This is a genomic window from Flavobacterium sp. N2270 (assembly GCF_025947225.1).
Classification (GTDB): domain Bacteria; phylum Bacteroidota; class Bacteroidia; order Flavobacteriales; family Flavobacteriaceae; genus Flavobacterium.
Map to the genome: position 1 here is coordinate 2,739,929 of NZ_CP110005.1, position 22,504 is coordinate 2,762,432.

Here is a 22,504-nt window from a genome sequence, read left to right on the forward strand (position 1 = left end):
CTTCCTTTGAAAACCGAGTGCAAATATACAAAGTCTTTTTTCATTCGCAAGTACTTTTTTAAAAATATTTTTAATTGATTTTATTACCTTTGCATCACATTAAAAAAACAAATTATGTTTCACAAAAATATTAAATTAATCATTGCGGGCTTATTAATTGCCTTAGGTATTTATCAAATAGTTGATAGAAGTGTAGGGAATGGTATATTTCTTATATTATTTTCTTCAATTTTCATCTTATTATACTTTAAAAACGAAATGATTTTACTTGCTTTTCTTAAGTTAAGAAAGCAAGACATGGACGGTGCAAAAAAATGGTTAGACAAAATATCTAATCCAGAAACGGCTTTAATAAGAAAACAACAAGGTTATTATAATTACCTTAACGGAATTATGGTTTCTCAAACCAATTTATCGCAAGCTGAAAAGTTTTTCAAGAAAGCGGTTGAACTTGGTTTATCTATGGATCAAGACATGGCTTTAGCAAAGTTACAACTGGCTGGAATCGCAATGTCTAAAAGAAGAAAAATTGAAGCTACTAAGTTATTAGCTGAGGCAAAAAAATTAGACAAACACGGTATGTTAAAAGATCAAATGAAAATGCTAAAAGATCAAATGAAAAAAATATAAGTATTTCATTATCAGCATAAAAAAGCACCTTATAGGTGCTTTTTTTGTTTATTGAACGATTTTACTTTACTCATTATCGATAAAACAGCACTGTAAGTATTTAATTTTCATAGCTTTAACTAAATATTTAAGGCATTGAGAAAACTTTACTTCATACTGTCACTTTTACTTTCATTACAAAGCTTTTCATTTAACGATAGCATTGTAAAGTTTTCCAATGCTATTAATACAAACATTACAGAATATATTTCCAAGAGTAATCTAGCTTATTTAGAAAAAGATTATAAAAAAGCTGAGCTGTTATTAGATTCACTAATTTATAAAAATCTAATAGGAACACATTTTGATGATTTTTCTTTTAAAAGATTTGGAAAAAAAAGAATCCAATTAAATGAATCGATAACTACACCTGTTATGATTTTCACTTATGCTTCTTGGTGTTTAATTGAAAAAGGGGAAATTGTTGCTTTAAACAAGCTTGCTAATGAATATAAAGGCAAAATAAAAATTATAGTTGTTTTTTGGGACACTAAAAATAGTGTAAGGAAAGTTTCAAAAAAATTCAACTCTCAAATTGAAATTTGCTATGCGAATGAAAGAAATAATAAAGACTTAAGAGCTATTAAATTATTAAAAAACACATTGGGTTTTCCAACTTCATATTTCTTAGATTCTAATAAAAATATTGTTTCAATAAAAAAAAGAAGTTTAAAAGCAACTTATAAAATAGACTTTAAAACTTCTCTAAAAAATAATTATAATTCTTACAAAAACGAAATCACACAATTAATTATTTCAAACTCATCACCAAACTATCAATTAGCAAAGAAATAATTATTTTGTAAGAAGCATTCTACCTCCAATTATTAATAAGATTACTGCAAATATTTTCTTCAACATTTTTTGATCTAGATTAATCGCTAGCTTACTTCCAAAATACCCCCCTACAACAAAAAATACTGCAATTATTGCTGCGTGCTTCCAATCGATATAACCTTCTTTATAGTAATTATAAACAGCAATAGCTGTAACTGGAACTACCAAAACAGCTAAACTTGTACCTTGTGCTTGATGTTGACTAAAGCCTAAAAACAAGATTAATAGCGGAACCATAACTACCCCTCCACCTACTCCAACTAAACCACTTAATAAACCTGCAACAACTCCAATAAGGATAAGCAATAGAACTATTTGTAATGTCATTTTTATTTTTTTATTTTCTGGCATAACCTGAAATTGGTATTTCAATTATATATTTTTTCTTATTTGGATTATCTAATTTTTTTTCTCTTAACCAAGGGTTATGAATTTTTAAAATTTTATAATTTATTCCTTGAGTTTGAGCAAATGAAGCAAAATCAGAAATAGAAGAATCTATTTCAATTGTTTTTACTTGCACCTCATTATATAATTCTTCTTTAGAAAATTTAAATCCGTACTCAACAGGATGTGTCATTATCTCCTTTAAAGCCAAAATTCTAAATACATAACGAGATGTTTCTTCAGTTAACAAAACATCGTAGTAAGAAGTAACGTTTTGCGAATCTAATTGACGTTGCACACCGCTCATTCCACCATTATATGAAGCAGCAGCTAATGTCCAACTTCCAAATTTATCTTTAGCATCTTTTAAATACACACAAGCCGCTTCTGTTGATTTTACTAAATGATAACGTTCATCCACTTCATCAGTTACTTCCAAACCTTTTTCTTTTGCAGTTGCTGGCATAAATTGCCAAACACCTCTTGCTCCTGCTGGAGAAACAGCATTAACTAAACTACTTTCTATTACGGCCAAATATTTGAAATCATCAGGAATACCGTGCTTTTTTAAAATGGGCTCAATTACAGGAAATACTTTATTCGCTCTTTTTAAAACCAAAGTTGTATTGGTATGATAATTTGTATTGGTCACTAATTCTCTATCTAAACGTTCATACACATCGGCAAGGTAAGTTGGAACTACTTCTCCTGCAAAATCAATTTTCATAGGAAAATTTTTTACAGATTGTTTCTCAGAATCTACATTAACTGCGTATATAAAAAACAAACTTCCTAAGACAATCAATACAGTTAATGCTATTTTCTTTAATAATATCATTTTATTTATTCTTTTTAATTATTAATGGCAAATTTTCATTCAACCATTTATATTTATTAATAATCATAATATGTGTACCTCCTTTTATTGGTATACAATTAGTAATATATTTCATTGGAAAAATTTCGTCATCGGTTCCTTGGATATGAATAACGTTTTCATCTGGTTTTTCATTTTTCCATAAGATAACATTTTCTATGGCCCAATCCAAATACTTTTTATCTCGCATTTGTAAATATTTTTCGTAAAGTGCTAACCTTTTTGTTACAGTTTCTCCAAAAGCATATTTTGCTAAAGCTTCAACATTTGACAATAATTGTGTAGGAATCAATTTATATGCCATTGTTGTTTTAGCAATTTTCATTCTTCGAGGAAATTCTTTATTTGACTTTACACTAGAAATAATAATTGTCTTACGAACCTTTATTAATTTTGACATTTCTTGAACCAAAATTCCTCCAAAAGAAACTCCAATTAAAACCGGATTCTCGTGTTTTATATTTTTAGTCATTCGTAAAGCATAATCCTCTAAAGATTCTTTATCTAATGGAATCATCCATTCTAATAAAACAGTTTCGAACTCTTCATCAGGAAGTTTTATATTTTCAAATATGGCAGGACTTGCAGCCAACCCAGGCATAAAATAAACAGGAATTTTTGACATTTAATGGAGTAATTAAAATAAGACTATAAATTTAGTACAAAATTTACAAGAACAGATTTCTAAAATACTAAATTTATATTAATTTTTGTTTTAAAAGTCAACAATCACTTTAACACTTTTAACTTATTTTAAATAAAAAAAAACACAAAGTACAATATATACTTTAAAATCATTTGAAATTGACTTACAATTTAATAACTTTGTCAGTGACTTTAAAGTCTGAAAAACTTTTCAACCTTACGAATCCAACTATGACATTACTGAATATGGAAATTAAAGACAATGAACTTTTAAGACAATTTGAAATCATAACCGATTCTGGATTAGTTGCTATTGAATACTCTTTACAAGATCGAAAAATATTTTTAACAAAGTTTGTTGAAAACGATAGCGAAGATGAAGAGTTACATCAAGAATTTATCAAAAATGTTTTAGAAATTGCTATTGAGCGAAAATTAAAAGTGGTTCCTACACATATTAAAATGATTAAGTTTTTTAGAAAAAACAGAAAATATCAAGAATTGCTTCCACCAGGGTTAAAAATATAAAAAGAAAAATCCCAAACTATTCAGTTTGGGATTTTTTTATTTAAACAAAATCAAATCGAACCGCTCCGTCTTCATCAATTTTAGTAAGTTGTACATTATGCAAGGTATTTACTAATTCAGGATTCCAAGGGGTTTTTACTTTTACATAATTTTCGGTAAAACCATGAATATAACCTTCTTTATTTTCGCTTTCGAATAAAACAGTTCTATTTGAACCAATTTGATTTTCGTAAAAAGCTCTGCGTTTCTTAACTGAAAGTCCGCGTAACATTTTACTACGTTTGCTTCTCACATTTTTAGCAACTTCACCTTCCATAACTGCGGCTTCAGTATTGTCTCTTTCAGAATACGTAAAAACGTGCAAATATGAAATATCTAAATCATTTAAGAAATGATAGGTTTCTAAGAAATGTTCATCGGTTTCACCAGGAAAACCAACAATTACATCCACACCAATACAAGCATGAGGCATAACTTCACGAATTTTATTGACTCTATCTACATACAATTCCTTCATATAACGACGTTTCATTTTCTTTAAAATTTCGTTACTTCCAGATTGTAACGGAATATGAAAATGCGGCACAAAAGCTCGCGATTTAGAAACCAAATCAATCGTTTCATTCTTCAATAAATTAGGTTCAATAGATGAAATACGCAAACGCTCAATTCCTTCTACTTTATCCAATTCAGTAACTAAATCTAAAAAAGTATGTTCGTGTTTTTTGTTGCCAAATTCGCCTTTTCCATAATCACCAATGTTTACACCCGTAAGAACAATTTCTTTAATTCCTTTGGCAGCAATTTCAGATGCATTTTTTAAAACACCATCCATAGTATCGCTACGAGAAATCCCTCTAGCTAATGGAATAGTACAATAGGTACATTTATAATCACAACCGTCTTGCACTTTTAAAAAGGCACGCGTTCTATCGCCAAATGAATAACTACCAACATAAAAATCGGCATCTTCAATTTCACATGAATGCACTTCACCCATGTCATTTTTAGCCAAATCATTAATATAATCGGTAATTTTAAATTTTTCTGTTGCGCCCAAAACCAAATCAACACCATCAACTGCAGCTAATTCTTCTGGTTTTAATTGTGCATAACAACCTACAGCTGCTACAAATGCTTTTTCGTTAAGCTTAAGTGCTTTTTTAACAACTTGTTTAAATTGTTTGTCGGCATTTTCAGTAACCGAACATGTGTTAATCACGTACATATCGGCAACTTCTTCAAAATCGACACGTTCAAAACCTTCGTCTTGAAAATTTCTCGCAATAGTAGAAGTTTCGGAGAAATTTAATTTACAGCCTAACGTATAAAAGGCTACTTTTTTCTTATTTTCCATACATAATCACCATTAATGAAATCGTTGTCAAAAAATGGAGAGTGCAAAGGTAATCTAATTTAGAAATTATACAATTTGAAGATTTGAAAATTATGTAACATTTTAAGAGTTATTGCGTATAATTATTAAATCACAATATATAATGGCAGGAGAAGGCTCAATGGCTGGAGCAATCACAAGCTTAAAAAACAACAAAGCATTACGCAAAGTAGACCGTAGTAAATGGAAAAACTACATAGGTTCAAATAAAGTTGCAACTAAAAAACTAGGCAAAATAAGTCCAAGAAAACTGCAGGAATTAAAACTATTATTAAAAAGAAAAAACAGCATAAACAAAACGATACAAATCATTTCGGTTATTCTGTTTCTAATTCTATTTATCGTTGCAGTTTATTACTTAGATAAATCTTCATATTAATAAGATTTGAAAATATATTTGCAGAATGAAGTTATTTCCAAATTAACTCATTTTCAAATTTTCAAATCTAACTTATTCCTTACGCCACTTTTTAGATTCTTCAAAAACGTGTTCTAATATTTTAGCGTCTTGTTCTGTGAATTCAACATGACGGCGACTCATAACCACTTTTGCAACTTCAAAAGCTTTTTTAGTCAAATAAGTTGTAAATCCAGAAGCGCCTCCCCAAGAAAAACTAGGCACAAAATTACGTGGAAAACCAGAGCCAAAAATATTTGCAGAAACTCCAACAACAGTTCCAGTATTGAACATCGTGTTGATTCCGCATTTAGAATGATCTCCCATCATCAATCCGCAAAACTGCAAACCTGTTCGCGCAAAACCTTCTGTTTCATAACTCCACAAACGCACTTCTTCATAATTGTTTTTTAAGTTGGAATTATTAGAATCGGCACCAATATTACACCATTCACCTAAAACTGCATTTCCCAAGAAACCATCATGTCCTTTGTTTGAATATCCAAATAATACCGAATTATTTACTTCTCCACCTACTCTACAATGCGGACCTACAGTTGTTGCTCCGTAAATTTTAGAAGCCAATTTCACTTGTGCTTCTTCACATAATGCAAATGGTCCACGAATTACAGAACCTTCCATAATTTCAGCATTTTTACCAATGTAAATGGGTCCGGTTGAAGCGTTTAAAGTTACAAATTCTAGCTTTGCTCCTTCTTCGATAAAGATATTTTCGGGTGCAATTACATTTACTGATTTCGGAATGGGTTCTGAAAATCTGTCTTCTGTAAGAAATTCAAAATCTTCTCGAATTGCTGCATCGTTCTTTGCAAAAATATCCCAAGTATTTTCAATTCGAAGAATATCACCTTCATACTCAATTAAATCATAAACATCAAAATCTATTTCTTCTTGCGTATCATTCGTATAAAAAGCAATTATTTCTTCACCACTTAAAATGGCTTGGTTCTTTTCTAAATTAAATATCATTTCAACCAATACATTATTTGGAAAAAACGAAGCATTAATCATAATATTTTCTTCTAACTCAACCATTGGGTATTTTTCCATCAAATATTCTTCAGTAAGTGTAGAAGTTGTATAGCCTAAATACTGTTCCCACTTTTCTCGTATGGTTAAAATTCCAACTCGAATATCAGCAACAGGTCTAGTAAAGGTGAAAGGCAATAATGCATTACGAACAGTTCCGTCAAAAAGTATATAGTTCATGATTTATTTCTAAAAGTTAAAGTATCAAAGTTACAAAGTAATAACTAAAAAATATAAAAAGTAAAGGCATAAAAAAAGCCCTCCAAACTGGAAGGCTTTCTGTATTTATAGAAATTCGATTATTTCTTATCGAATTTAGCATATTTAGTTTTGAATTTATCAATACGTCCTGCAGTATCGATAAGTTTAGATTTACCTGTGTAAAAAGGGTGAGAAGTTCTTGAGATCTCCATTTTGTATACTGGATACTCTACACCTTCGTGCTCAATTGTTTCTTTTGTTTCAACAGTAGATTTAGTAATAAAAACATCATCATTAGACATGTCTTTAAACGCAACTAATCTGTAATTTTCTGGGTGAATTCCTTTTTTCATCTTGTAATTCTTTTTTTTATTAATGGCTATAAACCGTTCTGATGCTTTCTCATTTTATTGAAAAAGGTATAAACGTCTATAACTTTTTAGTTTATAATCTTTTATTTTGAGAGTGCAAATTTACATTTAATTTTTAAATTACAACTTGTTGTGTAACTTTTTTTTGTTTTTTTTTACTAATACGATAAACTTTATTATTTCTATATTTGTAAAACCATTAAACTAAATAAAACTATGAACGAAATTATCAAGAAAAACGGAATTACTTTTGGAATCATTACTGGTGTTCTTTCAGTATTAATCACGGCTAGTATTTATATTATTGATTTAAAATTATTCACTGCTTGGTGGGTAGGTATTTTAAGCATTGCTATTTATTTAGGTGTTGGAATTTATTTACTTTCAAAAACTAAAAAAGAATTAGGTGGAATCTTTCCTTTTAAAGACGCTTTCACGACTTATTTTATTTCGGCAGTAATAGGAATTATAATTTCAGTTACTTTTAATATTATATTATTTAATGTAATTGATACAGAAGCGAAACAAACTGTTCAAGATAATTTAATTGAGTTTCAAGTAAACATGTTGAAAAAATTCAACACACCAACTGAAGTGATCAAAGAAACTGTTGAAAAAATGACAGAAGAAAATCAATTTGATGTTGTTGCTCAATTAAAAGGTTCAGTATTTAGTATATTATTTTCTGCAATATTTGGTTTAATTTTAGCTGCAATATTCAAAAGCAAACCTTCACATTTAGAATAAATGAATTTATCCATAGTTATTCCCTTATTAAACGAGCAAGAATCGTTACCCGAATTACACAATTGGATTGTAAAAGTTATGAGTACTCATAACTTTTCTTATGAAATATTGTTTATAGATGATGGTAGCACAGACGCCTCTTGGTCTATAATCGACAAGCTTTCAAAAGAAAATCCAAACGTAAAAGGAATTCGTTTTTTACGCAATTATGGTAAAAGTCAGGCTTTGCATGCTGGTTTTGCCAAAGTAAAAGGCGATGTTGTAATTACTATGGATGCTGATTTACAAGACAGTCCGGAAGAAATTCCAGCTTTATACAATAAAATTATTACTGAAAAATTCGATTTAGTTTCGGGTTGGAAAAAGAAACGATACGATTCAGTAATTGGTAAAAATATGCCTTCAAAATTGTTCAATTGGGCTGCCCGAAAAACTTCAGGTGTTCAATTGAATGATTTTAATTGTGGACTAAAAGCCTACCGAAATGAAGTTGTGAAAAATATTGAAGTTTCGGGTGAAATGCATCGTTATATTCCAGTTTTAGCAAAAAATGCAGGATTTTCAAAAATTGGAGAACAAATTGTACAGCATCAAGCTAGAAAATACGGTTCAACCAAATTTGGAATGGAACGATTCATTAATGGTTTTTTAGACTTAATTACCATTTGGTTTATTTCTAAATTTGGAAAAAGACCAATGCATTTATTTGGTGCATTAGGCGTTTTAATGTTTATGATTGGTTTTGCTTTTGCTTTTTATTTAGGAATCGACAAACTTTTCATCAACACATCTGGTAGGTTAATTACCGATAGACCACAATTTTACATTTCATTAGTAACCATGATAATTGGTACTCAATTTTTTCTAGCTGGTTTTTTAGGTGAAATTATTTTACGTACCAAAAACAACGAAGAACGATATAAGATTTCTGAAGAAATCTAAACATATAAGAATACAAAATGCACATAGAACAAGACATATTAAATAAAGTAAACGAATGGCTTACGCCAACTTTTGACCAGCAAACACAAGCAGAAATTGAAAAAATGATGACTTCAGCTCCAAAAGCACTGGAAGATAGTTTTTATAAAAATTTAGAGTTTGGAACGGGTGGAATGCGAGGAATAATGGGCGTTGGAACCAATCGTATCAACAAATATACTTTAGGAAAAAACACGCAAGGTTTATCTGATTATTTAAAAAAATCATTCCCTAACGAAGAACTAAAAGTTGCCATAGCTTTCGATTGTCGTCATAATAGTGACACACTTGCAAAAGTAGTGGCGGATGTATTTTCGGCAAACGGAATTAAAGTGTATTTATTTTCAGAGTTACGACCAACACCAGAACTTTCATTTGCGGTTCGTTATTTAAAATGTCATGCAGGAATTGTATTAACCGCTTCTCATAACCCACCAGAATACAACGGTTACAAAGTATATTGGCAAGATGGTGGACAATTAGTGCCACCACAAGATGGAGAAATTATTCAACTTATTGACAGTTTACAATACAGCGACATAAAATTTGAAGCAAACGAAAGTTTAATTGAATATGTTGACACTAAAATTGATGAAGCTTTTACAACTTCAACCATTGAAAATGCTAGTTTCAATACACCAAAAGCCGCGAAAGACAACTTAAAAATTGTTTTCACTTCACTTCACGGAACTTCTATAAAATTAATTCCAGATGTTTTAACTAAAGCCGGATATGATAATATTGAAATTGTTGCAGAACAAGCGGTTCCAAATGGAGATTTTCCAACGGTAAAATCGCCAAACCCTGAAGAACCAGAAGCGCTTACAATAGCTCTAGCTTTAGCAGAAAAAACAAATGCAGATATTGTAGTAGGAACTGATCCTGATAGTGACCGACTTGGAGTTGCTGTTAGAGATTTAGACGGAAAAATGAAATTATTAAATGGTAACCAAACCATGGTTATCATGACTGCTTTTTTATTAGAACAATGGAAACGCAGTGGAAAAATTAACGGCAAACAATTTATTGGTTCTACGATTGTAAGCACCCCAATGATGCTGGAATTAGCGTCTGCATATGAAGTGGAATGTAAAGTAGGTTTAACCGGATTTAAATGGATTGCAAAATTCATTAAAGATTTTCCTAATCAAGAATTTATTGGTGGCGGTGAAGAAAGTTTCGGATTTATGGTGGGTGATAAAGTACGTGATAAAGATGCAGTTGGAGCTACATTATTGGTTTGCGAAATTGCGGCTCAAGCAAAAGCAAGCGGAAGTTCATTATATCAAGAACTGTTGAATTTATATACCGATTTAGGTTTTTATAAAGAATATTTAATTTCGATTACCAAAAAAGGAATTGAAGGTGCAAACGAAATCAAGCAAATGATGGTGGATTTACGTGAGAATCCAATGAAAGAAATCAACGACCAACGTGTTATTTGTATTGAAGATTATCAAAGTTCGAAAGGTTATGATTTTATGAACGAAGAAGAATTTGATATTTCAATTCCAAAATCAAACGTATTAATTTACTATTTAGAAGACGGAAGTAAAATTTGTGCACGACCAAGTGGAACCGAACCAAAAATTAAGTTCTATTTTAGTGTAAATACACCATTAGATAGTATTGAAAAAGCAATTACAACTGAAGAAAAACTAGATTTAAAAATTAAAAATATTATTGCGTCAATGCAATTGAACTAATGGACGAAAATATTAAAAAAATAACTCCTTTTTTAAAGCCTTATAAAGCTAATGTTATAATGAATATTGTCTTCAATATTCTTTATGCGCTTTTTAGCACTTTATCTTTTATTGCTTTAATTCCAATGCTCGATGTACTTTTTAAGGATGTAGAAAAAGTAGTAAAAAAGCCAGTATTTACTTCTATTTGGAACATCACAAGCTATGGAAATGATTATTTATATTATTACATAACCAAACTAACCGACGAAAGAGGCCCACAATATGCTCTTTTACTAGTAGTTACAATAATAATAATCACTTTTTTACTAAAAAACATTTTCAACTATATTGCTTTAAATCATTTAATGCTTATTAAAAATGGTGTTTTAAGAGATATAAGAAATAAAATGTTCGACAAAATAATAAGTCTTCCAGTTTCGTATTATTCTGAGAAAAGAAAAGGAGACGTTATGGCTCGTATGCTTGGCGACGTAAATGAAGTGAAAAATTCTTTTTTTAATATTTTAGAATTAGTTATTAAAGAACCTATGACCATTGTTTTTACAATTGGAGCTATGGTTGTTATTAGCTTTAAATTAACTCTATTTGTCTTTATTTTTATTCCAATTTCTGGTTTTATTATTTCAAAAATTGGAAAAACGTTAAAAGCAAAGTCAAAAAAAGCACAAAATGAAAACGGCTATTTAATTTCAATTGTTGAAGAAACTTTAGGCGGATTAAAAGTGGTTAAAAGTTATAATGCTGAAGAAAGTTTTACTACAAAATTCAATAATTCTATTCAAAAATTATATAAATTAACAAATAGTATTGGAAGAAAAAACAACCTTTCTTCACCTATGAGTGAATTTATGGGAATAGTAGTTATTGCAATTTTACTTTGGTATGGAGGAAATATGGTTTTAGTAGAAACTTTTGCCGATGGATCTCCTCTTCTTGAAGGTTCAAAATTTATTGCATACATGGGATTAGCTTACAACATTCTTACTCCTGCAAAAGCAATTTCAAAAGCTTCATATCAGGTAAAAAACGGATTAGCTGCTGCTGAACGTGTTTTTGAGGTTTTAGAAACAGAAAACACAATTACATCAAAAGAAAATGCTATTGTAGCAACTGGATTTACTGATAAAATTACCATTGAAAATATCAATTTTAAATACGAAGACGAATACGTTTTGCAGCACTTTTCGCTTACCGTTCCAAAAGGAAAAACGATTGCATTAGTAGGACAATCGGGCTCTGGAAAAAGTACTATTGCAAATTTACTGACTCGTTTTTACGATGTAAATGAAGGAACAATTAAAATTGATGGTGTAGATATTAAAGATTTAGATATTCATTCGTTAAGAAACTTATTAGGACTTGTAACGCAAGACTCTATATTATTTAACGACACTATTAAAAACAACATTACGCTTGGAAAAGAAAATGTAACAGATGAGGAAATTATTGAAGCTTTAAAAATTGCAAATGCCTACGAGTTTGTAAAAGATTTACCAAACGGTATTGAAACTAATATTGGAGATGCTGGTGGAAAATTATCAGGCGGACAAAAACAACGTTTGTCAATTGCTAGAGCTGTTTTAAAAAATCCTCCTATAATGATTTTGGATGAAGCTACTTCTGCTTTGGATACTGAAAGTGAAAAATTTGTTCAAATTGCTCTTGAAAACATGATGCAAAATAGAACTTCAATTGTAATTGCGCACCGTTTATCTACTATTCAAAAAGCGGATAGCATTGTTGTAATGCAAAAAGGTCAAATTGTAGAGCAAGGAACACATACTGAATTACTAGCTAAAGATGGAGCTTATGCCAAATTAGTAATGATGCAAAGTTTTGAATAAAACGTGAACTTAAACAAAAATGTACGCAGATAACGAAAATATAAATTTACCAGATGACGATACTATCGTTTGGAAATATTTAGATTTATCTAAATTCTTAGACATGCTTTTATCTAAGAAACTTTTCATGTCGCGTTCTGATAAATTTGAAGATCAATATGAAGGTACGTTTTCTGAACCAACCTATGAAGAGATTAAGAAAATTGCAGCAAACAATTCGAAGTTTTTAGATTATTACAAATCACACAGAGAAAAAGTAGTGATTAGCAGTTGGCACATTAACGAATATGAATCGTATGCGATGTGGCAAATTTTTACGAAAAACAATGAAGGTTTAGCCATTCAATCAACTATTGGAAGACTAAAACAAGCATTAGCTCCAGAAAAAAAGTATTTACAAAACATTGGTGCGGTAAACTATATCGACTACAAAAAAGAATACATTCCTTTTGAAGATACCTTTTTCCCGTTTTTATTTAAACGAAAAAGTTTTCAGTATGAAAGAGAAGTCCGCGTAATTTCTGATACTAGCGGAAGTAGAGTTTCTATTAACGATGGTTTAAAAGTAGATGTAAATATCGATCAACTTATTGAAAAAATATACATTCACCCAAAAAGTGAAAACTGGTATAAAAACTTGGTAATTGAGTTAATGCAAAAATTAGATTTTACTATTGCAATTGAAAAATCAGATTTAGAAAGTGATATTTTGATTTAAAGGTTTATTCTAAACTTAATTAAATTCCGTAATTCCATATTTTATATTTTTTTCTTGGAATATTGACTTTATTAGGTCATATTTTTCACTACAATATTCTCCTAAATTTAATTTAGTTTCACTTGTTCTTATCGCTTCACATTCAAAACATATTTCAATGTAAGAAATTATAATATTATTTTTATCAAGAAAAAAAATTGCATTTCGAGGCATGTAACAACTCTTTCCTCTTATTAAATAAGGTTTTTTCTTGTATCTATAATTATAAATAATATCTGTAAGTTTATTAATTTGAAGCGAATCTAAAGTCATAACTTCATCATAAAAAGAGAAGTTAAAAGTATCTTGTTTAATCTTTATTGAGTTAATGTGGTTTTGTAATTCATCACCAACTCCTCCAACCATTCTATCTTTAAATGAAATGATTTTTATTTTATCAGATTTAGAAAAAGGAAAATTAGTTAGTCTTTCAACTTCTGAAATATTATTAACTTTAAAACATTCAGCATTCTTCAATTTTCTAGATTGTGAAAAACAAAGTATTGGAAAAAATAATATCCAAACAATTTTATGCATAATATATTATTATGAGATTCTTCCTTCGTCAGAATGACAAGATTGTGTTATAAAAAAAGATTCTGATTTCTGATTTCTGATTTCTAAACCCTGCATTCAAGCTTCTAAATCGGCATGTATTCTTCCACTTTCCATTCTTCAGCTAAAAGATTTACAAAATGGTAATGCACTTTGTCTTTTTTATCGAAAGCACCGTTTTTATTAATATCTTCAATACATCTAAAATACAAACGGCTTTGCGCTTCAATCACATTCCAATCAATTAATTCTTGAAGTTCCAATGAAAGTTTGGTAAAGTTTGTTCCGTCAGCTTTACTAATATATAAAGATTTGATGTCATTTTGATCTACTTTACCATCTCTATTCGTATCTGAATCTACTAATGTATATACTAAAATTAATTTTTTTGATTGGTCAGCAATTGTGTTTAAAAAAGTAGCCGTTTGAATTTGAACTTTCTTATCGGTTAAAGCCACAACATTTGTAGAATCGATATGTTGAAATTTTAAATTGTCAAAATAACCTGTAATTTCAAATCGGTTATAATTTGAAATAGCATAACTACCTTGGCTCGTTTTACTTGAACCGTATACTTTTGAAAAATCGTCATATACTCTAATATCTCCTACAGGATGAATTAAGTATTTTGTTCCTTCCATAAGAATAGGCAAATCGGCAATTTTAATAGAGCTTGAATCTATTTTAGCAGTATTTGTAGTAGATGATTTTACTTCATCATAAATTACCTTTGGCGTTTCTTCTTTTTTACAAGCAACAAAAGAAAGTGCAAAAATTAAAAGGATATATTTTGGTAGAAAGTTCATATGCATCAATTTTATATTCAAATATAATAATTTATAAAGTAAACCGTACTTATAATTTAGCAATTAACTTAACGTTAAACACTCGGGTTGTCATATAATTAGGAATTCCGTATTGAGTTTTAGTATAAACATCTCTAACCCAAGTATTCGTAATGGAATTCTGGTTGTTAAATAAATTAAATATTTCCAATCCTATAGAAAACTCATTGAACGGATTTAACCATTTTTTAGACGATTTTATACCTTGGTCTTTAAATACATATGAAAAACCAGCATCTGCTCTACGATAATCATTTAGACGTAATTGATAATCGTATGGATCTGCATATGAAGGAGAGCCACCAGGTAAACCTGTATTATACACCAAATTTAAATACACTTTTACGTTTGGAATATTTGGCATATAATCTTGGAAAAGCAATCCAAACTTTAATCGTTGATCGGTTGGTCTAGCAATATATCCTCTATTGTCTTGATTTTCTTCTGTTTTTAAGTAACCAATACTAAACCAAGATTCGGTACCTGGAACAAATTCACCATTTAAACGAGCATCAAAACCATACGCATAAGCAGTAGCATCATTATTTGCTCTATAACGAATACGTACATTATCAATTGTATATGTATTTGCGTCAGTTATGTTTTTATAATAGGCTTCTGAAATTAATTTAAAAGGTCTGTTCCACATTTTAAAACTGTAGTCGTTACTCAAAACAATATGAACCGATTTTTGAGCATCAACATTGGTTTGTACTACTCCATCATAATCTCTTAACTCTCTATAAAAAGGAGGTTGAGCATACATTCCGCCAGAAAGTCGAAATAGCATGTCTTTTTTCCACTTGGGTTTGAATGCAAATTGAAATCTTGGAGAAAAAACAAATTTATTTTTCCCTGTTTCATCTTGACTAGACACTTGCCATGAATGGCCACGAACTCCTGCATTTACCCAATATTCGTGCACTCCAATTTTTCCTCTATAGTTCCATTGGGCATAACCGGAAAATCGGTTAATTGTAGTATAATTAGTAGCTCTTACACTTTGGTAAGGCGCTAACGGTCCGTAATAAGGATTATAAGGTTGGTCGTTAACATACTCTAACAAAGGGTTTGGTAAAGAAAACCCTGCAGAGTCAACAACCTCCCACTCTACCACTCTATCTCTAATATCTTCACGAGTATATTTAAAACCCCATTCTATTTGCTTTTTCTCATTTAGCTCATGAAAACCTTTTACTTCGGCATTAAAAATTAGTGCGTCTAAATTATTTCGAGCATGATTTAATTGAGAACCAACACCTCTTGTATACACAACATCACCAAAAGTTTCAGAACCAATATTTGAATCTACTTCTCCAAGTCGATATTGAGCTAAAATATCGTAATATTCTTGCTCTTGTGTATGATAAGCTGATGCGATAAATTTTAATTTATTTTTATCATTGTATTGATAAACCGATTTAAAAGCTCCAAAATAAGTTGTGTATTCATCCTTTTCTTGACCTTCATAAAAAACCAATAAAGCTATTGGATTATCAATTGTACCAAAGTTTGTTTGTCTTGTAAAAGGTTGGTAATTGTATTTATTTTGAGAAATATTTCCTAAGAAACTAAATTGCCATTTGGTTGAAGCATTAAAATTAAACATCGTTTGAATATCTGCAAATGATGGCTTATAATTCGTTTCTGTTTCTTGACTATTTACTAAAAGTGCATTGTTTCGATAACGAATCCCAGTAATATTACTCCATTTTTGATTTTTACTTACACCTTCAACCGAGATACTTCCACCTAATAAACTTGCTTCAATACCTGCAGCAAACTCTTTAGGATTTCTATACGTAATATCTAAAACCGATGACATTTTATCGCCATATTTAGATTGAAAACCTCCGGCAGAAAAATCGACATTTTCAACCATATCAGTATTGGTAAAACTCAATCCTTCTTGCTGACCAGAACGAATTAAAAACGGACGATATACTTCAATTTCATTAACATAAACCAAGTTTTCATCGTAATTTCCACCACGAACTGCATATGAAGTACTCAATTCATTATTAGAATAAACTCCTGGCAATGTTTTAATAATGTTTTCAATTCCGGCATTTGCGCCTGGAATTTTTCTTATAACTACAGGATCAATTGAAGTAATTCCTTCAACCCTTTTTTTACTTGTACCACTTACTACGACTTCTCCAATTTCTTGAACATTTGCATTCATCACAGGGTTAAACTCAAAATCTTCATTAGATTTTAATTCTAATGTTATTACTGAGTTTTTAAATGAAATATGCGAAAAAACAATCGTTATTTTTTTATTTGAAGGAACATCTAATAAGTAAAAACCATTGGCATTAGTAACTGTTCCTTTATCGCCTACTTTAACCGAAACATTTTCGACGGGAGTATTGAATTCGTCTAAAATAACACCTTTAACTCTTGCTGTTTGCGCAAAAGTGGTTAGTGAAAACATTGAAATAAAAAGGATTAGATATATATTTTTCAAGAGCACTATATTAATTATTCATAAAAAAGAAAGACTCAAAGGTAGTAGAATTTTGCATATCATCTGTTACAATAATTTTCAAATCGTTTCTTCCTTCTTTATATTTATTATCATCTAAACGATGAATTAGCTTTTTTGTTTTATAATCGTATTCCATTAAAATCCATTCTCCGTTTAAATACGCGTTATAAGTATCAATACCCGACATATTATCGGCAATATAAACACTTATTAAAGATTGGTCTTTTAAATTCTTTCCTTCAACAAAATTGACATTATAAATACGAGGTGCATCATAATCTTGAGAAAGTTTATATTTTCCTAAGTTTCGAGTATAAAGCTTAAAAGTATTTCCTTTTCTATACGTTTTATTATAATCAAGTTTATAACCATCAACGCTCGCAATAAAAGTCTTACTTAATTGCTCTTCCGTTAATCCTTGAACATCAGAAAAAGTAATGGTCATGTTTTTATAACCCGGAATCGATTCATCATGTAAATTTAAAACACCGTCATTCACATCAAAATCCATATAAAAATCTTCATAAAAAGTATTTTCTGGAATGTAAACCGAAACATTATCTTTTGTATAATTATATTCGTTTTTAGATTTTAAAAAGTACTTCGTTTTCTTTATTTCTTTCTTAAAAACAGTTTCTTGATTTCCATATTCGACCGGAATGGTTAATTGCACTTTATTTCCGTGAAAATCATACAACTCTATTCTATAAGTATACGTTACATTTGGTTGCACATTTATAATTCCGTTCGTCTTATTTGCCTTAATAATCGAAAGCGGAAAAGGAATTTCTTGAAACAATTTTTGAACGCGTTGACGAAGTTTACCAAATCGCTGATAATCAATTAAACTATTTACAAATCGAGATTCATCAAACGCAAATGTTTCTAATTCATATTCATAATACGAAACTCCGTTTAGATAAGCCTTTACTTTAAACAATCCGTTTTTATTGTATTGATTGGTACAATAATCAAAAGCATTGATACCAAAACCAATTTTACCATTCGCAATAACTTTAGAAGCTAAATAATTTCCGTCAGCCGTTTTATTGAAAGAAACCGCAATAGGATTTTGAGATTTATTGACCAAAGTACTATCAATTGGATACACCATTACGCCTTGAATTTCAGGTTTTCTAGTATCATTAGCCAATTTATTAAATCCAAAATACAATGGATTAATAATTTTTTCAGATTTTGTATTTCTAAATTCAAAATGTAAATGAGGTGCTCCACTTCCACCAGAGTTACCAGAAAAAGCAATAATATCTCCTTGTTTTACAGGAAGTTCGCTTGGCATTGGAAATAGTTCTACTTCAAACGATTTTTGCGCATATTGTTTTTGCTTTATATAAGTTTCGATAGCACCATTCGCTTTTTGCAAATGACCGTAAACCGTGGTATAACCATTTGGATGCGTTATATAAATTGCTTTTCCGTAACCAAAAGCAGAAATTTTTATTCTTGAAACATAACCATCAGCAACAGCAAAAACATCTAAACCTTCTTTTCCATTGGTTTTTAAATCAATTCCCGAATGAAAATGATTGCTTCTCAACTCTCCAAAAGAACCCGAAACATCAAGAGAAATTGGCAAAGGCGAAATAAAATCAGTAGGATAATCTGACTGGCTAAACACTAAAAAAGGCAACAATAAAAGAAGTAAAAGTTTCATAGTTTTAAATAAAAGCTAAAAATAATAAAAATAATAGTACAAAAATACTACAATCAAAAACCTTTCCATAACTCGTTATAAACCAAAATATTAAAAAAAAATTACTTTTTTATATAAAATTTATCAAAAACTATTGTAATTATTCGATAGTAATGCTAAATTTGTAGAAATAGAAATGAATTTTATCATTCATGAAAGGATTATCAGAATTAATTGATTCTCTTGAAGTTAAATTTTTTAAGCTCAACAAAAAATTAGTTGTATTAGAAAGTGAAAACCAAGAGTTGAAGCAAAAAATAGTAGTTTTTGAAAAAAATCAAGAACAACAGTCGGAAGAATTGATTGCTTTAAAAAGTCAAATTGAAAATCTTAGGATGGCAAATTCGTTAATAGGCAGTGACGAAAATAAAAGAGAAACAAAGCTTAAAATAAATTCATTAATTCGCGAAATCGATTATTGTATAGCACAACTTTCAGATTAATAAAGATGAAAGAACAATTAAAAATTAAATTATCAATTGCAGACAGAGTGTATCCACTAACCATAGATAGCGCTCAAGAAGAAGGACTAAGAAGTGCTTCAAAAAAAATTGATGATATGATTAAACAATTTGAACAAAGCTATGCGGTAAGAGATAAACAAGATGTATTAGCCATGTGCGCCTTACAATTTGCTTCGCAAGTAGAACAAAAACAAATTGAAGTTACAGAAGTAGAATCTTCATCTATTGTTCGACTAGAAAATTTAGATAAAAAACTGAGCGAGTTACTCTCAAGATAAATACGTTCTTACATATACATTAAGATACTGCCTACATTAGTATAATTTGATAAACTCAACACTAACAAATTAAAATGAGCGAATCTTCGTAACTATAGCAAGCCTTTAAGTAGGAAGCTTGAACTGCGAGTTAGCTCAAAACTTGTCCTTTACGAGTTTATACAACACTCTAATGTAGGCTTTTTTTATATAAATTATTTAACAAAACTATGACACTAATATACATTATAATTGGAATTTTAGTAGGACTTGGAGCAGGATTTGGAATCGCCAAATACTTAGAAAAAACAAATGTTTCTACTCTTATTAAAAATGCTAAAAAAGAAGCTGGCTCTATTTTAAAAGATGCAAAAGCCGATGCTGAAGCGCTTAAAAAAGACAAAATTCTTCAAGCAAAAGAAAAATTTTTAGAATTAAAATCGGAACACGAACAAGTTATTTTATCTCGTGACAAAAAAATGGCGGAAGCCGAAAAAAGAACTCGCGATAAAGAATCTCAAATTTCTAGTGAACTGGCTAAAGCCAAAAAAGCTAGCGATGAATTTGACGCTAAAATAGCAGAATACAATTCTAAAATTGAAGTTTTAGACAAAAAGCAAGTAGATTTAGATCGCTTACACAAAAGTCAAATTGAGCAACTAGAAGTTATCTCTGGTCTTTCTGCTGAAGAAGCAAAAAATCAACTGACTGAAAGCTTAAAGGCTGAAGCTAAAACCGAGGCAATGTCTTTCATTCAAGATACTATGGAAGAGGCTAAAATGACCGCACATCAAGAAGCTAAAAAAATAATCATCAATACTATTCAACGAGTAGGTACTGAAGAGGCTGTTGAAAACTGTGTATCGGTATTCAATATAGAATCTGATGATGTTAAAGGTAGAATTATTGGTAGAGAAGGAAGAAACATTAGAGCTATTGAAGCCGCAACTGGTGTAGAAATTATTGTTGATGATACTCCAGAAGCAATTATATTATCTTGTTTTGACCCAGTAAGAAGAGAAATTGCTCGTTTAGCATTACATAAATTAGTTACTGATGGACGTATTCATCCAGCTCGTATTGAAGAAATTGTTGCTAAAACACAAAAACAAATAGAAGAAGAAATTATTGAAACTGGTAAAAGAACCGTTATCGACTTAGGTATTCACGGTTTACATCCAGAATTAATTAAAATTGTAGGTAGAATGAAATACCGTTCTTCTTACGGACAAAACTTATTGCAACACTCAAGAGAAGTAGCTAACCTTTGTGGTATTATGGCTGCAGAACTTGGCTTAAACGTTAAATTAGCTAAAAGAGCTGGTTTATTACACGATATTGGTAAAGTTCCTGATACTGAAAGCGAATTACCTCACGCTTTATTAGGAATGCAATGGGCTGAAAAATATGGTGAAAAAGAAGAAGTGTGTAACGCTATTGGTGCTCACCATGATGAAATAGAAATGAAATATTTAATTTCTCCACTTATTCAGGTGTGTGATGCTATCTCTGGTGCAAGACCTGGTGCAAGAAGACAAGTATTAGATTCTTATATTCAACGTTTAAAAGATTTAGAAGCTGTTGCTTTTGGATTCCAAGGTGTTAAAAATGCATACGCAATTCAGGCAGGTAGAGAATTAAGAGTTATTGTAGAAAGTGAAAAAGTAAGTGATGAAATGGCTTCTACTCTATCTTTTGATATTTCTCATAAAATTCAAACTGAAATGACTTATCCTGGTCAGGTTAAAATTACTGTAATTAGAGAAACTAGAGCTGTTAATATAGCGAAGTAAAACTAACAACTATAAATACAAAATCGCATTAATTTATTTAATGCGATTTTTTTTATACTATAAACTCTAGCCTCTTTCCTCTAAATTCACTTCCTTGGATGAAAATTATTAATTACCTCAGTAAGAAATTTTCTATCTAAATGCATGTACACTTCTGTTGTTGTAATAGATTCGTGACCTAACATTAATTGTATCGAACGCAAATCGGCACCGTTTTCAAGTAAATGTGTAGCAAAAGAATGTCTAAATGTATGCGGACTTATGGTTTTATGCAAACCTATTTTTACAGCTAAATCTTTAATGATAGTAAAAACCATAGCTCTGGTTAATTGTTTTCCTCTTCGGTTTAAAAACAAAGTATCTTCATGTCCTTTATGAATTTGAAGATGATTTCTAATACTATCTCTATAAAAATTAATGTACTTCTCGGTACTATCACCTATTGGAACAAAACGTTGTTTATTTCCTTTTCCGGTAACTTTTATAAAACCTTCTTCAAAAAATAAATCAGAAATTTTAAGATTAACTAATTCAGAAACCCGCAAACCACAACTGTAAAGTGTTTCAAGCATGGCTCTATTGCGTTCGCCTTCTGGTTTAGACAAATCAATAGCGGCAATTAGAGCATCAATTTCAGCCGTTGAAAGCGTATCTGGAAGCTTTCTACCTGTTTTTGGTACTTCTATAAGTTCCATAGGAGTATCGGCTCTGTAATCTTCAAAAATTAAATAATTAAAAAAACTCTTTAAACCCGAAATAATTCTCGATTGACTTCTGGCATTTACTTTGGTAGACAATTCATAAATAAATTGTTGTACAATTTCTTCGGTAATAGTTATTGGAGTTACTTCAATATTATTAGAAACCAAAAAAGCAATGAGTTTTTCAATATCAAATGAATAATTTTCAATTGTATTGGCCGACAAACCTCTTTCTAGCTTAAGGTAGTTTTGATATTCTTTTAAATACGATTGCCAATTGCTCATGCC

23 protein-coding genes are annotated in these 22,504 nt (G+C 30.1%); 12 read left to right on the plus strand and 11 right to left on the minus strand.

Annotation, left to right across the window (positions count from 1 at the left end; genetic code table 11):
* The first annotated feature begins 114 nt into the window (after positions 1-114).
* Positions 115-630 (plus strand): DUF2892 domain-containing protein, encoded by a 516-nt coding sequence (locus tag OLM55_RS12975; protein ID WP_264559316.1) that lies wholly within the window; start codon positions 115-117, stop codon positions 628-630.
* A gap of 135 nt (positions 631-765) precedes the next feature.
* Positions 766-1,464: a TlpA family protein disulfide reductase gene (locus OLM55_RS12980; RefSeq protein WP_264559317.1), complete on the plus strand. Its 699-nt coding sequence runs from the start codon at positions 766-768 to the stop codon at positions 1,462-1,464.
* On the opposite strand, the gene OLM55_RS12985 is transcribed toward OLM55_RS12980, so the two are convergent.
* From OLM55_RS12985 to OLM55_RS12995, 3 genes are read right to left on the minus strand one after another with little or no spacing between them, the layout of a single operon-like run.
* Positions 1,465-1,833 (minus strand): sulfite exporter TauE/SafE family protein, encoded by a 369-nt coding sequence (locus tag OLM55_RS12985; protein ID WP_264559318.1) that lies wholly within the window; start codon positions 1,831-1,833, stop codon positions 1,465-1,467.
* Positions 1,834-1,843: 10 nt separating this feature from the next.
* Complete coding sequence (locus OLM55_RS12990) at positions 1,844-2,731, minus strand: lytic transglycosylase domain-containing protein (RefSeq protein WP_264559319.1); 888 nt, start codon at positions 2,729-2,731, stop codon at positions 1,844-1,846.
* 1 nt (position 2,732) lies between these two features.
* A complete protein-coding gene (locus tag OLM55_RS12995; RefSeq protein WP_264559320.1) occupies positions 2,733-3,395 on the minus strand; it encodes an alpha/beta hydrolase in 663 nt (220 codons plus the stop codon).
* A gap of 179 nt (positions 3,396-3,574) precedes the next feature.
* Between OLM55_RS12995 and OLM55_RS13000 the strand changes: the two genes are divergently transcribed.
* Positions 3,575-3,943 carry an N-acetyltransferase gene (locus OLM55_RS13000; RefSeq protein WP_319800097.1) on the plus strand — a complete coding sequence of 123 codons (369 nt, stop codon included), beginning with the start codon at positions 3,575-3,577 and terminating at the stop codon, positions 3,941-3,943.
* 40 nt (positions 3,944-3,983) lie between these two features.
* On the opposite strand, the gene mtaB is transcribed toward OLM55_RS13000, so the two are convergent.
* On the minus strand, positions 3,984-5,300 hold the full coding sequence (gene mtaB / locus OLM55_RS13005; RefSeq protein ID WP_264559321.1) for a tRNA (N(6)-L-threonylcarbamoyladenosine(37)-C(2))-methylthiotransferase MtaB: 1,317 nt from the start codon (positions 5,298-5,300) through the stop codon (positions 3,984-3,986).
* A 142-nt stretch (positions 5,301-5,442) separates the two neighbouring features.
* Between mtaB and OLM55_RS13010 the strand changes: the two genes are divergently transcribed.
* Positions 5,443-5,718, plus strand: a complete 276-nt coding sequence (locus tag OLM55_RS13010; RefSeq protein ID WP_264559322.1) for a hypothetical protein — start codon at positions 5,443-5,445, stop codon at positions 5,716-5,718.
* A 72-nt stretch (positions 5,719-5,790) separates the two neighbouring features.
* Here the strand turns inward: OLM55_RS13010 and OLM55_RS13015 are convergent, their stop codons facing one another.
* Positions 5,791-6,966 (minus strand): GlmU family protein, encoded by a 1,176-nt coding sequence (locus OLM55_RS13015; RefSeq protein WP_264559323.1) that lies wholly within the window; start codon positions 6,964-6,966, stop codon positions 5,791-5,793.
* Positions 6,967-7,085: 119 nt separating this feature from the next.
* The gene (locus OLM55_RS13020) at positions 7,086-7,340 is read right to left on the minus strand and encodes a type B 50S ribosomal protein L31 (protein ID WP_264559324.1); all 255 of its coding nucleotides are present in this window, start codon (positions 7,338-7,340) and stop codon (positions 7,086-7,088) included.
* Positions 7,341-7,574: 234 nt separating this feature from the next.
* On the opposite strand from OLM55_RS13020, the gene OLM55_RS13025 reads away from it, so the two are divergent.
* From OLM55_RS13025 to OLM55_RS13045, 5 genes are read left to right on the plus strand one after another with little or no spacing between them, the layout of a single operon-like run.
* On the plus strand, positions 7,575-8,105 hold the full coding sequence (locus OLM55_RS13025; protein WP_264559325.1) for a DUF4199 domain-containing protein: 531 nt from the start codon (positions 7,575-7,577) through the stop codon (positions 8,103-8,105).
* On the plus strand, positions 8,106-9,047 hold the full coding sequence (locus OLM55_RS13030; protein WP_264559326.1) for a glycosyltransferase family 2 protein: 942 nt from the start codon (positions 8,106-8,108) through the stop codon (positions 9,045-9,047). It abuts the gene before it with no gap.
* Between the two features lie 17 nt (positions 9,048-9,064).
* Positions 9,065-10,792, plus strand: a complete 1,728-nt coding sequence (locus OLM55_RS13035; RefSeq protein ID WP_264559327.1) for a phospho-sugar mutase — start codon at positions 9,065-9,067, stop codon at positions 10,790-10,792.
* The gene (locus tag OLM55_RS13040) at positions 10,792-12,639 is read left to right on the plus strand and encodes an ABC transporter ATP-binding protein (RefSeq protein ID WP_264559328.1); all 1,848 of its coding nucleotides are present in this window, start codon (positions 10,792-10,794) and stop codon (positions 12,637-12,639) included. The genes OLM55_RS13035 and OLM55_RS13040 overlap by 1 nt, the downstream gene beginning before the upstream one ends.
* 19 nt (positions 12,640-12,658) lie before the next feature.
* Positions 12,659-13,357, plus strand: a complete 699-nt coding sequence (locus OLM55_RS13045) for a hypothetical protein (RefSeq protein WP_264559329.1) — start codon at positions 12,659-12,661, stop codon at positions 13,355-13,357.
* 15 nt (positions 13,358-13,372) lie between these two features.
* Here the strand turns inward: OLM55_RS13045 and OLM55_RS13050 are convergent, their stop codons facing one another.
* The 4 genes from OLM55_RS13050 to OLM55_RS13065 form a co-directional block, all read right to left on the minus strand.
* A complete protein-coding gene (locus tag OLM55_RS13050; RefSeq protein ID WP_264559330.1) occupies positions 13,373-13,933 on the minus strand; it encodes a hypothetical protein in 561 nt (186 codons plus the stop codon).
* 104 nt (positions 13,934-14,037) lie between these two features.
* Positions 14,038-14,757 carry a hypothetical protein gene (locus OLM55_RS13055; protein ID WP_264559331.1) on the minus strand — a complete coding sequence of 240 codons (720 nt, stop codon included), beginning with the start codon at positions 14,755-14,757 and terminating at the stop codon, positions 14,038-14,040.
* A 49-nt stretch (positions 14,758-14,806) separates the two neighbouring features.
* Positions 14,807-17,233 (minus strand): TonB-dependent receptor, encoded by a 2,427-nt coding sequence (locus OLM55_RS13060; RefSeq protein ID WP_264560637.1) that lies wholly within the window; start codon positions 17,231-17,233, stop codon positions 14,807-14,809.
* 43 nt (positions 17,234-17,276) lie between these two features.
* Complete coding sequence (locus tag OLM55_RS13065; protein ID WP_264559332.1) at positions 17,277-18,962, minus strand: M23 family metallopeptidase; 1,686 nt, start codon at positions 18,960-18,962, stop codon at positions 17,277-17,279.
* Between the two features lie 191 nt (positions 18,963-19,153).
* On the opposite strand from OLM55_RS13065, the gene OLM55_RS13070 reads away from it, so the two are divergent.
* The 3 genes from OLM55_RS13070 to rny all read left to right on the plus strand — a co-directional run bounded on the left by OLM55_RS13070 (position 19,154) and on the right by rny (position 21,515).
* On the plus strand, positions 19,154-19,444 hold the full coding sequence (locus tag OLM55_RS13070) for a hypothetical protein (protein ID WP_264559333.1): 291 nt from the start codon (positions 19,154-19,156) through the stop codon (positions 19,442-19,444).
* 5 nt (positions 19,445-19,449) lie between these two features.
* Entirely contained in the window at positions 19,450-19,743 is a 294-nt protein-coding gene (locus OLM55_RS13075) for a cell division protein ZapA (protein WP_264559334.1), read from the plus strand.
* A 209-nt stretch (positions 19,744-19,952) separates the two neighbouring features.
* Positions 19,953-21,515, plus strand: coding sequence for a ribonuclease Y (gene rny / locus OLM55_RS13080; protein WP_264559335.1), 1,563 nt, complete (start codon positions 19,953-19,955; stop codon positions 21,513-21,515).
* A gap of 86 nt (positions 21,516-21,601) precedes the next feature.
* Here rny and xerD read toward each other — a convergent pair whose 3' ends face one another.
* Positions 21,602-22,501 carry a site-specific tyrosine recombinase XerD gene (gene xerD / locus OLM55_RS13085; RefSeq protein WP_264559336.1) on the minus strand — a complete coding sequence of 300 codons (900 nt, stop codon included), beginning with the start codon at positions 22,499-22,501 and terminating at the stop codon, positions 21,602-21,604.
* Positions 22,502-22,504: the final 3 nt, after the last annotated feature.